This is a genomic window from Streptomyces muensis, assembly GCF_021474425.1.
GTDB lineage: Bacteria > Actinomycetota > Actinomycetes > Streptomycetales > Streptomycetaceae > Streptomyces > Streptomyces muensis.
Genome location: NZ_JAKEIP010000075.1, coordinates 1 through 13,864 on the forward strand (window position 1 = coordinate 1; position 13,864 = coordinate 13,864).

Below are 13,864 nucleotides of genomic sequence, written 5' to 3' on the forward strand. Positions count from 1 at the left end.
CCGCCCACCCGACGACGTCGCCCTGCTCGTCGCCCGCACCCGCGCCCTCGACGCGAGCCAGGTCGCCACCTGGTCCGTCCCCTACGACCCCTCCGCCGTCGCCCAGACCCGCAAGGACGCCCTGGCCCAGCTGGAGGCCTGGGGCCTGGAGGACGCCGCCTTCGTCACCGAACTCGTCGTCAGCGAACTCGTCACCAACGCCATCCGCCACGCCGAACCCCCCATCCAGCTACGCCTCATCCACCTCACCCACGACACCTCCCTCATCTGCGAGGTCTCCGACGGCGGCACCACGGCCCCCCACCTCCGCCGCGCCCGCACCTACGACGAGGGTGGCCGCGGCCTCCTCCTGGTGGCCCAACTCACCCAGCGCTGGGGGACCCGGCAGACGTCGAAGGGGAAGACCATCTGGGCGGAACAGCGCTTGGCACCGGCGCCGCCGGGCGCTCTCTGACGCGCACTCACCAGCCCATCAGCCGAGGGTCACTGCGTGGCGGTCTCGGTGGCGTGTTCCTGGTTCTGCCTCAAGGAGCGGGAGGGGCACGCAGGTGGCGTGCCTAGCCGGTCCGTCGTCGGCCGCGACGGTGTGCGTGGCGGCCAAGGGCCGTAAGGGCCGCGATCTTCACGACCACGACGGCCAGAACGGCGCCGACCGCCCAGTCCGTCCAGCGTGGCCCGGACAGCACGGCCTCCGCCAGGCCCAGATGGACGGCGATGATCGCGAGAGCCAGGATCGCGACGCCGGCCGACGCGAGGTGTCCGCGCCTCGGCGAGGACGTGCGGGCGTCGCCGCTGTCCTCGTGCCGTGCGGCGGGCGCCCCCGCCCCCTGCCCGGCCTGCTCGTCCTGCCAGTTCACCTGCAGTCCTTCGCGCCGGCCGAACCTTTCGAGGTGCGTGGCCATGAGTTCCTGGAGCCGGCGCAGCCCCTGCTCGTCGTCTCCCTCGGCGCGCAGCACCAGCGCGTCCCGTTCGGCGTGCAGCGTGCACCGGCCCCAGGGGAGGGTCAGAACGCCCTGGGTGTCGGACCACTCGACGTGGATCTGATCCGGCCGCAGGCCGGGCGGGCGGTGGCCGGGCGGGCGGTGGCCGAGGTGGCGGCCCTTGTTGCTGAGGTGCTTGCACAACTGGACGAGGTACCGGCTGGGCCGGTCGGTCTCGACTCGGGCTTCGGCGATCGGCATGGCCGTCCTCGGGTGTCGGGTGACGCGGATCCGTAAGACGTTCGCCAGATTTATCGATACACTCTGTCTCTGTCAAGTCATGGTGTATCGATGACGTCGCCTCGTACACTGCGGACGTGCCGAAGCTGTGGAACGAGACGATCGAGGAGCACCGTCGGGCGGTACGGAAGGCGGTCCTGGAAGTGACCGCGGCCCTGGTGGCCGAGCAGGGGCTGCGGGCGGTGACGATGTCGAGGATCGCCGAGGGGACCGGGATCGGCCGGGCCACGCTGTACAAGTACTTCCCGGACGTCGAATCGATCCTGGCGGCCTGGCACGAGTGCCAGATCGAAGGCCATCTCGAGGAACTCGCCGCACTCCGCGACCGGCCGGGCAGCCCCGGCGAGCGCCTGACGGCGGTCCTCGACGCCTACGCTCGAATCCAGCGACGTCGCCGCGGACACGACCCGGAGATCGGTGCCGTACTCCACCGAGGGCGGCATGTCGCCCACGCCGAGCAGCATCTGATCCGATTCCTCGCCGGTCTGCTGGCCGAGGGAGTGGAGGCCGGCGAGGTTCGCGCCGACGTCGCCCCGGACGAACTCGCCGCCTACTGCCTGCACGCGCTCTCGGCGGCCGGCGGGTTGCCGTCCGAGGCGGCGGTGCACAGGCTGGTCCGTGTCACGGCGGACGGCCTGCGCCCCTCGCCGTCGGTGTAGAGAACCGGTGCTCAGTGGTGGGCGTGTACGACGGCGTGCCCCTTGCCGCGGCCGATCATCCGCTTGTTGACCGGCATGGTGATCAGGAAGGCGACCGCGAACCCGCCCAGCAGGGCTGACCAGAACAGCCCGTCGGACAGGTGGGCGTCCATCGCTCCCGGGGTGATCGCGATGATGGTGTTGTCGACCAGCTCCATCACGGCGATCGAGACGGTGTCGGCGGCCAGCGCGACCTTGATCGCGGACTTGAGGTCCAGACCGGCCCGGAGAACCGCGAACAGCGTGAACGAGTAGCCGAACAGGAACGCCAGCGTGATCGCCAGGACCATGGTGGGCACGTTTCCCCACATCAACGCGGTGCCGATGACCATCCCGAGGATCTCGCCGATGGCACAGCCGGTCAGGCAGTGCAGCGTCGCCTTCGCCGCCGTCGACCAGGACGCCCCCGCGTGAGCGCCGTGGTGTGCCGCGTGGCCGTGGTCCTCGTGGTCGATGGGGGTGTGCGTGGTGTCGGTGTGATGAGCGCTGTGGTCCATGAACTTCCTCCCCAGTTCCCGTCGGTGTGACCCCGGCGTCGGGCTCACGGTCACGGAACATATACCCCCCAGGGGTATATTCCAAGAGTGCTGTCCCAGTCGTGGGGAAGTTCGTGCGGACCAGCGCCACCTGCGGTCACAATCTCTTGCTCTGCGGTGTGAGAGCGGCGCAACGGAATGTCCCACGCGGTCTAACAGGCAGGAAACCGGCCGCTACGGCGGTCGGACTAACTTCGTGACATGAGGGTGTGGATACCCGTACGGCCGCTGCGCGGCAGGCTTGCCGCGATTGACAACGGCAGGTTGGGCAAGGGCGGTTCAGCGCGCCGCCACGGGGGCCGAACGACTCCCGGGCGACGGCCGATGCCTGGCTGGCGCAGCATCAGGGGCCGGGTGACGGTGGTCATCACGGTCCCGATCTGCTTGCTGCTGGCGGTGGCCGGTCTCGCGGTGCACGGCCGCGCCGAGGCCCTCGGCGACGCCCGGACGACCCGTGCCGAGGTGGGTCTCAGCCTGCGCATCCAGGCCCTGGTGCACCAGCTGCAGCGCGAACGCGGCCTGACCAACGGCCTGTTGGGTGGTGCGAAGGAGTTCCGCCCACCGCTTTCCGCCACGCGTGAGCGCGTCGACACGGCACTGCGCCGAATGCGCGGTGAAAGCGCCGTCGAGGAAGTCGTCCAACGGCACTTGCGGCGTCTCGCCGACATCCGGGCCGCCGCCGACAGAGGCACCGCCGGCCAGGCCGCGACCCTCACCTTCTACACCGGCGCCGTCGACGCCCTGAGCGCCGTCGATCCGGTGGCGGAGACCGCGACCGGCGCCGACCGTCAACTGCGTGACGGGCTGGCCGCGTTGCGCGAGCTGGCCGCCACCAAGGAGTCCGTCGCTCTCGAACGCGGACTCCTCAACGGCGTGTTCGCCCAAGGCGCCTTCCGCGGCCGCGCGTACATCGACTTCACCGAGGTGCGAGCCACACGCGTCGCCGCCCTCGCCCGCTTCCGGCAGGTCGCCACCGCACCTCAGCGCGCGGCACTGGAGAAAGCCTTCGCGAGCGAGGACGCCGAACGCGCCACCGCCTACGAGAAACAGGCGGAAGGCGCCCCCGACGGCTCCCCGCTGCGCGCCGACGCCGGCACCTGGTGGGACGCGATGACCGTACTCGTCGACGATCTGTACGCCGTACAGCAGTCGGTCGGTGACGGCGTACGGGACCGGGCCGATCGGCTCAGCCACGACGCCGAGCTGGCCCTCACCGCCTATCTTGTCGCGGGCACGCTCGTCGCCGCCCTTGTCGCGGGCCTCGCCGCTGTTGCCTCCCGGTCCCTCACGCGCCCGCTCCGTGGGCTCGCCGAGACCGCTGACCACGTGGCGCGCCGCCGACTGCCCGCAGCCGTCGCCCGTATACAGCAGTCGCCGCAGGACCATGCTCAGCTCCTCCCGCCGGAGAACGTACGGGACAACCCCGATGCCCGGCTGCTGGGCGGTGCGGCGGAGATCGCCGAGGTCGCGGCGTCCCTGCAGCAGGTTGAGCACACGGCCCTCCAGCTGGCCGCCCAGCAGGCCGGCCTGCGTCGCAACACCACGGAATCGCTCGCCAATCTCGGCCGCAGGAACCAGAGCCTCGTCCGTCGCCAGCTCAGCCTCATCACCCGCCTGGAACGGCAGGAACTCGACCCGGACGCCCTCGCCGAGCTCTTCGAGCTCGACCACCTTGCCACCCGTATGCGGCGCAACGCCGAAAGCCTGCTGGTCCTGGCCGGGCAGAATCCGCCGCGGGCCACGGCAGCACCCGCCGACGGTCTGGAGGTCGTCCAGTCCGCGGTCGCCGAGGTGGAGCAGTACCGTCGAGTTCTGATCGCGACCGTGGAGCCGGTGCGGGTGCGTGGGCACGCCGTCGCGGATGTCGCCCACCTCCTTGCCGAGCTCATCGAGAACGGACTGAATTTCTCGCCCCCGACCGAACCGGTCGAGGTGCACGGCTGGTACGACACCGAGGACGACACGTACTCCTTCGGTGTCGTCGACCACGGCATCGGCATGTCCGAAGCCGACAAAGCACGTGCGGCCGCCCTCCTCTCCGACTCCGGCGAGGAGACCCTGGTCGCCGCACCCACCCGGTTCCTCGGCCACCTCGTCGTCGGCCGACTCGCCCACCGTCTCGGTGACGGCGCTCAAGTCCACCTCTTCGACACTCCTGGCGGCGGCCTGTCCGCCCTTCTCGTCCTCCCCGGGCGCCTGCTCGCCCCCGTGGTGGACCCCTCCACCTCACCCCCACCCGCCAGGCCCGCTGTCTCCTCCCTGCTCAACGGCTTCCGAGCAGGTGTCGCCCGCGCCGAAGCCAGAAACCCCCAAGGAGCGTCATCGTGACCACCGCCGTCCAGAGTTTCGGCTGGCTCGTCTCGGAGTTCGTGCGCACCGCCGACGGCGTCACCGATGCCGTCGCCGTTTCCTCCGACGGCCTGCTCATGGCCGCCTCGGACAGCCTCGGCCGAGATCGCGCCGACCACTTGGCCGCCGTCGTCTCCGGCATCACCAGCCTCGCCCAGAACGCGGCGACGGCACACGGCTTCCACGGCATGAAGCTCGTCATGATCGAAATGCTGGGGGGCTTCCTCATGGTCGGTCGCATCCGCGACGGCAGCTGCCTCGGCGTCCTCGCCGCCGAAGGGTGCGACGTGGGCCTCGTCGGCTACGAAATGGCCGTCCTCGCCGACCGCGCCGGCGAACTGCTCACCCCACAGTTGGTACGCGAACTGCACTCCGCGCCCAGGTGAGCCCAACTGAGACCAGAGCATGCCGAGAACCCCGGCCGCTGAGCGATCCGGGGTTCTCGTTTCGCCTGTCCAGGCGACTGCGGAGGATACGAGATTCGAACTCGTGAGGGGTTGCCCCCAAGACGCTTTCCAAATGTTCGTCTCAGGGTTCGACTGGGGCCGGGGGCGTCCTGACCTGCGGCGGACCATGAGGGCGGTCTCTGCCCGGACCGCAGCGGACGGAGGCGAATGCAACCATAGATGCCCAGCCCTGCTCACACCTTGCGCCAGGCGGTGAGTAGTTCGTCGGGACCATAGGCCGCCTGGAGACCGGAACATCTGATCCCGCTGCGGGAGACCGCCACGAGCGGTACTGGCTCGTCGGTGACCGCCGCCCGATGCTTCTGCAGTGCTGCCAGGTCGTGGCTGTCGAACGCGGAGTTCTCCAACCACTTGACCGAGCCGAGGAAGAGCAACTGCTTGGCCACCGGCTGTCGGTCGGCCCCCACCAAGTCGATTTCCACGTCGTTGCTGCGGGTCCAGTACCCGCCGATCGCCGGAGCGGCGGGCAGGAGCCCGTCCGGCAGGAGGCGGGCGAGGGATTCCCGGACCAGGGGCTCGATCGCGCGGCCCCGCCAGCTCGTCCACTGCTCCTTGATTCGGCTCAGCGTGAGATCCCCTCGCATTCGCTCGATCTCCGCCATGTGCGGATCCAGAAACGCGAGCCAGAAGCGCAGGTAGGGGTCGGCCACCCGGTAGCGGCGTTCTTTGGACGGCCTGAGCGAGAGCGGCAGCTCGGCGGCCACGACCCTTTTCTCGGTCAGGAGGTCAGTGGCTCGGGTCAGAGTGGTGTGGGCGATGCCGCCCGCTGCGCGAGCGATGTTGGTGAAGGTTCGCTCCCCGGATCCGATGGCCCGCAGGACTTCCCTGCTCATCGCCTGCGGTGGAAACTCCGCGGCCAGTGACCGTTCGGCGGAGACCAGCAGCGCGGAGATCGGGTTGTCCAGCGAGTCGTGGAGGAACTCCCAGACATCCGCTCCGGCCCGCCACTCGGCACAGATCAGAGGTAGACCTCCCGTGATCAGAGCGGCGTCGAACGTGGCCGCCGGAGACAGGTCGAGCATTTCGCCGATGTCGGCCGGGTTCAAAGGGCCCACGATCATTTCCCGACCCCGCTGGTGAAAGGGCCGGTCGTAGCTGTTCAGCGCCTCCATCATCGACAGATCGGACCCGACCAGGAGGAGAAGCACCGGCTTGCGGCTGAGCAGCCGGTCCCATGCCCGCTGGAGCACGCCCTCGAAGGCATCGATGCGGTCCATCAGATACGGAACCTCGTCGATGACGACGACGCTGGGAGTGTCGTCGGGCAGGATCTCCGCAAGCAGCCTGAGTGCCGCATTCCACTGCTCCGGAGTCTCCTCCGAGAACAGTTCCCGCTCCGGCAGGGTGGATCTGGCGACGGCGTCGAGTAGCTCCGTCAGCTCGTCCTCCGCCGTGCCGCCCGCCGCGGTGAAGAAGAGGTACGGCGTCTCGGTCCGCCGGATGAACTCCTCGACGAGGCTGGACTTGCCGACCCGCCTCCGTCCGCGCATGAGGATGCACTGACCGGGTTTCGCCGACCCGGCGGCGTCGTGAACCGCCTGCAAGGCGTTGCCGAGCACGTTCAGTTCGCGTTCCCGCCCGATGAAACGACGCATGTAGGCTCCCGCTGGGGATGGTATCCCTAGCGATACTATCCCCAGCGATACCATCCCGCTTTCGCTCGGGCATGAGGCCCATGACGCTGTGGGCATGGGAGTGGGGAAGGTTGGTCGCGTACCGGCGACGATGAGTGGCATGGCCTTGAGCAGCCGGTCTGCCAGCAGGTGGAGGCCGACGTCGGCGGACTTGTCCGCGGCGCCGGGGTGACGGTGCATCTGGGCCGCGGCACGGCCCCGACCTTCCTTCGCGGGGGCGGGACAACAGCGGCCACCCTGTGCGGCAGGCGCCTTTCCATACGCACGTTTCCTTGGTGAGATCTGCCATGCAGAAGAGCCGAGCCGCAATCACCCGTGTCAGGCACTGCCCTGGCTCGTCCGTCGAGAGCCGGGCGAGGCAGCCGCAGAGCACCGGTCCACCTTGGCAGCGGAAGCATTCGTCGAATTTCTATTCTTCGCCGACATGAGAAGCGCCATTTTCTACATCATCGGGATGCACGATGGAGTCCTGGATGCCCAAGATAGTCATAAGCGACTTGACCGACACAACCCGACTATTACCAATCCAGAGTATTCTGAAGGGGAGGGTGCCCTTCCTGGCCAGTTTTGATGCTTGCGATTCTGAAAGGCCAATAATATTGGCAGCCTCGCTGAAGCTGACATATTGCGGCAGGAGATCAGAAATCCGATAGTAAAGATTCTTTCCGTCCACTCATGACCGCCCTGCCTGTGTTGGAGTAATGGCGGGCGAATCTACCCCGTCACGGCAGCCGCTGCGGAGTTTGTCATGAAGGGTCTTGACGTGGTCCATTACTCCCATTCGTTGCAACAAGGCGCCCGTGCGCTCCCCGCGAATTCTCTCATCGGCATCCGGATCCCGCACCGTGCTGGCGTCAATGATCGACGAGGCGCGCAGTGTGGAATCTTCCTCATGCGCGGCATCAGCGATCAAATACTCCGCACCCGTTGCACATGTTTCCGAGCTTCCGGATTCCACCAGTTCACGAGCGCTGGTGAACGCGCGAGTCATCATGGTGTCCAGCAGTTTTTTGGAAGGCGTGCCACCTGCCCTGGAGAACCATGTTTCCAGGGCGCCTTCCACCATCGCAGACCTGATGTCAGAGACATCGTAGTGCCATTTTCTTGCCAACTCTTTCGACCATCCCCCAAAGTATGGAGTCAGTAGATCTAGTAGGATCATCAACCACTTTTCTCGCTCCAGTCGGTCACTCTCTCTCGCCAAAGTGCCCACGGACTCCCAGAGCCGCAAGCTTGCCACGGATCTCGATCGACCAAGCCGAACTTTGTCGCGCAAAACTTGATATGTGGGATGGCTCTTGATTGCCCACACTTGAACATCGCCCACATGTGCGCAGATGGGTTCTCCGCCGCAGTCGCGCAGAACTCGTTCAGTGATGACAGCGAAGACATCGCGCATGGTTTTCCTCTCGCGCCGTCGGATCGGGCCTACGCAAAAATCATGGGTCGCAGCAACTGTGCTTCTCGGGGATTTCCGCTGGGATTCATCCCTAATCGAGTGAACTATGTTTGGCGGCACAACAATGTGCGGGCATGAGTAGCGGTACTCGATAGGTGGCCCTCGGCCTATGGGAAACGGGCCGGACTGTAGCGGTCACGGTCCTGGATCAGGAGTCCCCGGTCCCGCGCGCCCACTGGGCGTCTCGTGCGAGGCCGGGGCCGACAGGGCCGAACAGGATGAACTGCGATTGGCTCGGCATGGCTGCGGCTCGGCGTGCGAGCAGCTTCCGGGCCGTCGCCGGGAGCTGTCGCGACCACCGCGACGAGCCGCTCCCGGTCGCTGTGGTGTTCCACGAGTGCGGCCAGTCGCTGCAGCTTGGTGCCCGGAGGCTTGACGCCCACTGCCGCCAGCATGCCGCGCAGTTCGTCGGAGGTCGCGCCCGCGAGCAGCTGCTCCAGTGCAGCATCTAGCGCCAGGGGCGTGTTCCATGTCTGGGCGCAGCGACCCGGCCATGCGGAGCTTCCCCGTGCCGTCCGGCCAGGCCAGAGCATGATCGGCCAGCACTTCCAGCACGGCGTCCAGTTCGCGAGTGGTTTCCTCGTCCGCCGCCTCGGTAGCTCCGCCAGGGCGTCGCGCGACGCGGGCGCACCCAGCGCCGCCAGAGCCCCTGGCGTACCCCCATAGTTGGCGGATGCCGCATGAGGGCTGATTCCCCCCAGCGAGCGTTGGCGGCTTGTGGCTCGCCTCGACTGCAACGCGCGGGGCCGACCGGAGCCTGCGCCAACTGCTCAGGGGCGGCTACCATCGTGTCGTCTACACCGTCTAGGACGGCCACATCGTCGTGTGGATCCTGGCCATCGGTAACCGTCGCGGCATCTACCGCCAGGTTCCGTAGGGGTCCGCCACAGCTGGTGCCGACCAGCCGCCGTGATGCGGAAGCGTGCGCTCAGCTGTGCGCCGAGATGTCCCGAATGTTGGCTGTAAGCGCAACCAAAAATGCAACCGGTCCACGCCGGAGAGCCGAGCCGCAATCGCGGCTCGGCTCTCTGTTTCGCCTGTTCAGGCGGCTGCGGAGGATACGAGATTCGAACTCGTGAGGGGTTGCCCCCAACACGCTTTCCAAATGTTCGCCCGGCTGTACGGGGCGGAACGGGGGCGTCCTGACCTGCGGTGGGGCGGGTGATGGGAGGCGGTTCGGACGGCCCCGGACGGGGGTGAACGAGACCAAAACTGAGACCAGAGATGGCCACGTTGCGCCTGATCAATGAGGGTCCTGGCGGTGTGAGGGCATCGGCAACGGGCCCTCGGACGGAGATCAGCCGGCGCTCTCCTCATCGTCCAGGAGCCGCATCGCGTATACGTGCTCCTCCGGGTGCCGTGCCAGCCGCGCCATCACCCAGGCAGTGCGAGCGTCCATGCCTGGCCCGAACTCGGTCGCCAGCCGACGGGCCTGCCAGGTCGTCCGAGGCGCGAGTACCCAGCGCATGAGAGGGAACCGCACCCGGCCGATGCCTGTCACCGACGACCTCGCTGGCCCGGTTGCTTGCTCCGGGGAACGGCCGGGCCCGTCTGGCGCGTGCGGTGTCGTGTCGGTCACGCGGTGAGTGTCACGGCGCATCTATGCCCCACGGAGTCGATCAGCCCGGTGACCACCGGAAAGAGCCGAAGGAGCCGCTGCCGTTGACGTCCGAGACGGCAAGGCCCGAGTTCGGGGCAGGTCCGGTCCGAGCTGAAATCCGTCTGCGTCGTACCAACGGGCCCGGTAACGTCATGCCGCGTGACCGAGACTGGTGTTCAGCCCGATCCTGCCGACGAGCAGACGGCTCCTGAGGAAGCGGGGCGACCTTCCCTGCTGGATTGGCAGAAGCGGCTCAACGCCTCGCCGGGCTGTCGCGCCATCGCGCTCGGAGACCGAGTCAAGCGCATAGGGTACGTGTTTCAGGGCAACGTCGCGCAGTACAAGTCCCTGGTCGCCGAACTGCAGAACCCGGTGGTATCTGGCCCCATCCTCGACGTACGCAATCCCGAGGCACACGACCGGCTTCTTTCCGAGGCTGAGCGGCTTCTGCACAACGTGCTGATGGGGATGAGCACGCGGGTCGATCAGCAGCGCTGTTTCATGGAGGAGCACTTCCAAGATGACTCGGCGCTGATGAATGAATACCGCAGCAAGGTCACCTCCATGTTTAAGGATGACGTGGAGGCTAAATTCTTGAAAGGGCTGCGCAATTACATCACCCATGCCCAACTCCCCGTAGCGCAGAGCAGGCAGACGTTCGGGCAAGAGTCCTTCGAGATCACCTTCACTCTGCCAGCTGAACCCCTGCTCGCGTGGAGCCGTTGGAGCGGTGAGCTGCGCACCTGGATCGCCGGTCAGGGTGACGCGGTTGTCATCGTTGACGTGGTTGACGCGTATGCCCAGAAGGCTGGCGAGCTCGACAAGTGGTTGTTTGACCGAATCACTCTTAAGTATCGGGCCGATATTGATCCATATCTGCGCGAGTGCGCGGAATTCGATCGTGAGGTCGCTCGCGTCTTCGGGGCATAGGTGTCACTGTGGCGCCGCCTGGCTGGGAATCAGGTGAGCCGAAGCCGCTGCTTGCGGTTGCCTGCGAGAAAGCCAGTGACCGAAAACCGCCGCGGATCAAGGTAAGAGGGCCGCGCTCGCGGGTGTAATACAGCTTGTTGGAGTCTTGTCTCGCTGTCCGCTTCTACGGAGTCGATCAGCTCGATGACCACCAGCAAGAGCTGCGGAGGCCGCTGTCCTTGACATTCATGGTGGTCGCGTCGCTCGCCGTCGCTGGGATCACGTCACCTCTCCCGGCAGTCCGATCCGGACATGGCCGACTTGCGCCCTTCTCGCGCTGCCTCGGGCTGCCCAGACTGCCGTACACGGACCTGTGGGGGGAGGGGCTTCGATCGTGGCTGGGCGTAGACGGGGTACGGCTGCACGCAGGCGGCGGGCTGCGCGGCTGAAGGCGGTGGCGGCCGGCGGTGGTCTGGCGCTCGTCCTGCTGGCGGTGTTCTGGTCGGCCGTGTGGCCGTACATCACGGGTGCACTGGTCCTGGGCGGCGTCGGCGCGGCGGGCTGGTGGCTGTGGCGTACGGACAGGCTCGTGCGCGGGCGGGACCGTCTGTGGCGGCAGGAAGAGGCGGTGAAGGCCGGGCACCGGACACTCGCCAAGGTGGACGCGATGACCGGCACCGAGTTCGAGGACCTGGTCGCAAGCCTGTGCCGACGGGACGGCTGCACACAGGTGCGACGGGTGGGCGGTGCGAACGACAACGGCGCTGACGTCGTCGGCCGCCTCCCGGACGGCCGGAGCGTGGTGATCCAGTGCAAGCGCTACGCGCCGACCAGCACGATCGCGAGCCGTGAACTGCGCGATCTGCTGGGCGCCAAGGTGCACTTCGCGGCAGACCTGGCCGTGTTCGTCACGACCACGCGGTTTAGCCGCCCCTCAGAGAAGTTTGCCCTGCAGCACGGAATTCTTGCCGTGCACCGGGATCACCTCGGGCTGTGGAACAACGGGGCCTCTCTGCTGTCCCTGAGTGAGGTGAACGGCCAGGGGCAGGGCGACTCCCGTCACCGAGCGCGCTGGAAGCAGGCGTACGAGAAGTAACCGGCCTCGGGTAGAGCGAGGCCGGATCACGATCCTCGGCCACTTTGGTGCCGTACGCCTCCGGGCCGCGTAGGTAGAGCACGGCTGTACCGCCGTGCTCACCGTCATCCAGAATCCCTCGGCAAGGGGCTACCTGATCGCCACCATGCGCGCCGGACAGGCAGCGGAGACCGTGTGCTTCACGGAGCTCGGGTTTCCGCGCTCGTCATCGTCGTCGGCCCCGATGCCGGGCCTGGCCGCTGCAACGTCTCGCCGGCGTCTCCTAGGCTGAAGAGAAGCGCCAGGACGGTCATGACGCCCACTGCCGCTCCGATCGCGCCCACCAGGTCTCCTCGGGTGGAGGCACCGGTATGGGTCCGCGTGGTGTGCTTGTAGACGGCGAGCCCGACGACGCCGCCGATGACGAGGAGCATCACGGCTTCGGAGGAGATCTGTACGGTCATCGCTGGCCTGCCTCGAAGAACTGCGGCCGACTGATCTTCCCGCTCGCCGCGAGCACGCGAGCGGTTCCGCGGAGCCGGCGCAGCTGTCCCTCGACCGCGCGGGCGCTCATACCGCCCAGCAGAGCACCGATTTCGCGCTGGTTCAGCTCCGGTCGGCGCAGCATCAGCGTGCAGATGGCAGCAGCCTCCGGGGTGGCCTCGCTCAGTATCCGCCGCAGCGTGTCACGCGAGGCGACCGTTTCGGCGGGGTCGTCGAACAGGCTGAGTTGACCGGGGAAAACGGCGTCGGTCTCGGTGAGGTTGAGGAGCCCGTAAGCCATCACCTTCACTTCCCGGCGCCGCTTCCGGGACCAGGTCTTGAAGACGTCGCCGAAGGCCATGACGCATCCGCCCACGAAGAAGGTGAACATGCTGGCGCCCTTGTCCGGGTTCCATTCGCCGCCGCGCAGCGAGCGCTCCAGGAAACGGGGTGCGGCCGCCGTCACGCTGTCCACGGCCAGGGCTTCGCGTACCTCTGAGGTCCGGGCGAGGATGGACAGTTCGACCTCCGAGGCGTCGAAGGCCACGTTGTAGCGGTGGCAGTGATGGGAGATGGCGCCCGTGCGCATCCATGCCGTCAGGGTGCGGATGCCGTAGGTCCACAGCTCCTGGGCAAAGACGTCGTAGCGGGGGCCGCGGAACTCCACCCGCAGCAACTCGTCGTACAGCCTCCGGTCCTGAACGAGGGTCGGGGGAGGCGGATCGTCCCCGTCCTCGAATGGGATCTTCACCTTCAGCTCGGCCTCGTCGCCACTGCTGATCATTTTGAGCAACACCAATCCTCGTACGGTGGTTGTAAGCCTGGCGACTCATATGGATGCGAAGACTCGAGACCCCACACTTTGCTGCGACTTTTTTTCTGGCGCTGCCGATAATTTTCTTGGCGCTGTGCTTCGGCGGTCAGCGATGGCAGGACATGGAGCCTGCTCAGCGGGGTGGATCCGGAGCTGACGCTGGCGCACGAGGGTGCGGGATGTGCTGCAGCCCCTGGTTCTCTTCGACCTCGACAACACACTCATGGACGGCGGGGAACGCTCGCCGACTGGGCCGCCGAGTTCACCACCGAGCACGGTCTGGAGGACGATGAGCAGGCGCACGTCCTAGGCGTGGTGGCCGAGCGGGCTTATCCGTCTTCCTTTGACGTGATCCGGACCCGGTACCGGCTGCCCATGTCGACGGCGGAGTTGTGGCGTGCGTACTGCAACGACATCGCGGTCTTGGTGCGTGCCCGGCCGAGGTCCTCGACGGCTTGGACGAGCTGCATGGGGCCGACTGGCGAGTGGGGGTGGCGACCAACGGCGAGGTGGACACCCAGCGCGCAAGCTGCGGGCCACCGGTATCACCGAGCGTGTGGACGGCGTCGTCGTCTCCGAGGAGGCCGACGCGCGCGAACCGCAGACCCGGCACTTCGTCC

At 67.2% G+C, this 13,864-nt stretch carries 14 protein-coding genes; 6 read left to right on the top strand and 8 right to left on the bottom strand.

Annotation, left to right across the window (positions count from 1 at the left end; translation table 11 throughout):
• On the top strand, positions 1 to 454 hold a 454-nt coding region (locus L0P92_RS19470), incomplete at its 5' end, for an ATP-binding protein (RefSeq protein WP_234764063.1).
• Between the two features lie 103 nt (positions 455 to 557).
• On the opposite strand, the gene L0P92_RS19475 is transcribed toward L0P92_RS19470, so the two are convergent.
• Positions 558 to 1,181 (bottom strand): DUF2218 domain-containing protein, encoded by a 624-nt coding sequence (locus L0P92_RS19475; protein ID WP_234764065.1) that lies wholly within the window; start codon positions 1,179 to 1,181, stop codon positions 558 to 560.
• Between the two features lie 116 nt (positions 1,182 to 1,297).
• Here L0P92_RS19475 and L0P92_RS19480 point away from each other — a divergent pair, with 116 nt between their 5' ends.
• Positions 1,298 to 1,879, top strand: a complete 582-nt coding sequence (locus L0P92_RS19480) for a TetR/AcrR family transcriptional regulator (RefSeq protein WP_234764066.1) — start codon at positions 1,298 to 1,300, stop codon at positions 1,877 to 1,879.
• Between the two features lie 11 nt (positions 1,880 to 1,890).
• Here the strand turns inward: L0P92_RS19480 and L0P92_RS19485 are convergent, their stop codons facing one another.
• A complete protein-coding gene (locus tag L0P92_RS19485) occupies positions 1,891 to 2,415 on the bottom strand; it encodes a DUF4396 domain-containing protein (protein ID WP_234764067.1) in 525 nt (174 codons plus the stop codon).
• A gap of 393 nt (positions 2,416 to 2,808) precedes the next feature.
• Between L0P92_RS19485 and L0P92_RS19490 the strand changes: the two genes are divergently transcribed.
• Together L0P92_RS19490 and L0P92_RS19495 are read left to right on the top strand one after the other, a co-directional pair.
• On the top strand, positions 2,809 to 4,782 hold the full coding sequence (locus L0P92_RS19490) for a sensor histidine kinase (protein ID WP_234764069.1): 1,974 nt from the start codon (positions 2,809 to 2,811) through the stop codon (positions 4,780 to 4,782).
• A complete protein-coding gene (locus L0P92_RS19495; RefSeq protein ID WP_189781019.1) occupies positions 4,779 to 5,189 on the top strand; it encodes a roadblock/LC7 domain-containing protein in 411 nt (136 codons plus the stop codon). Before L0P92_RS19490 ends, L0P92_RS19495 begins: the two co-directional genes overlap by 4 nt.
• Before the next feature lie 254 nt (positions 5,190 to 5,443).
• On the opposite strand, the gene L0P92_RS19500 is transcribed toward L0P92_RS19495, so the two are convergent.
• The 3 genes from L0P92_RS19500 to L0P92_RS19510 form a co-directional block, all read right to left on the bottom strand.
• Positions 5,444 to 6,865 carry an ATP-binding protein gene (locus L0P92_RS19500; RefSeq protein ID WP_234764110.1) on the bottom strand — a complete coding sequence of 474 codons (1,422 nt, stop codon included), beginning with the start codon at positions 6,863 to 6,865 and terminating at the stop codon, positions 5,444 to 5,446.
• Positions 6,866 to 7,313: 448 nt separating this feature from the next.
• On the bottom strand, positions 7,314 to 7,577 hold the full coding sequence (locus L0P92_RS19505; protein WP_234764070.1) for a MerR family transcriptional regulator: 264 nt from the start codon (positions 7,575 to 7,577) through the stop codon (positions 7,314 to 7,316).
• On the bottom strand, positions 7,578 to 8,303 hold the full coding sequence (locus L0P92_RS19510) for a hypothetical protein (RefSeq protein ID WP_234764072.1): 726 nt from the start codon (positions 8,301 to 8,303) through the stop codon (positions 7,578 to 7,580).
• A 1,819-nt stretch (positions 8,304 to 10,122) separates the two neighbouring features.
• Here L0P92_RS19510 and L0P92_RS19515 point away from each other — a divergent pair.
• Together L0P92_RS19515 and L0P92_RS19520 are read left to right on the top strand one after the other, a co-directional pair.
• Entirely contained in the window at positions 10,123 to 10,893 is a 771-nt protein-coding gene (locus tag L0P92_RS19515) for a hypothetical protein (protein ID WP_234764074.1), read from the top strand.
• Positions 10,894 to 11,266: 373 nt separating this feature from the next.
• Positions 11,267 to 11,968 carry a restriction endonuclease gene (locus L0P92_RS19520; RefSeq protein WP_234764076.1) on the top strand — a complete coding sequence of 234 codons (702 nt, stop codon included), beginning with the start codon at positions 11,267 to 11,269 and terminating at the stop codon, positions 11,966 to 11,968.
• Between the two features lie 179 nt (positions 11,969 to 12,147).
• On the opposite strand, the gene L0P92_RS19525 is transcribed toward L0P92_RS19520, so the two are convergent.
• From L0P92_RS19525 to L0P92_RS19535, 3 genes are all read right to left on the bottom strand, one after another.
• A complete protein-coding gene (locus tag L0P92_RS19525) occupies positions 12,148 to 12,411 on the bottom strand; it encodes a hypothetical protein (RefSeq protein ID WP_234764078.1) in 264 nt (87 codons plus the stop codon).
• The gene (locus L0P92_RS19530; RefSeq protein WP_234764080.1) at positions 12,408 to 13,229 is read right to left on the bottom strand and encodes a hypothetical protein; all 822 of its coding nucleotides are present in this window, start codon (positions 13,227 to 13,229) and stop codon (positions 12,408 to 12,410) included. The genes L0P92_RS19525 and L0P92_RS19530 overlap by 4 nt, the downstream gene beginning before the upstream one ends.
• A 344-nt stretch (positions 13,230 to 13,573) precedes the next feature.
• Positions 13,574 to 13,714, bottom strand: a complete 141-nt coding sequence (locus L0P92_RS19535; protein WP_234764081.1) for a hypothetical protein — start codon at positions 13,712 to 13,714, stop codon at positions 13,574 to 13,576.
• Between the last annotated feature and the right edge of the window lie 150 nt (positions 13,715 to 13,864).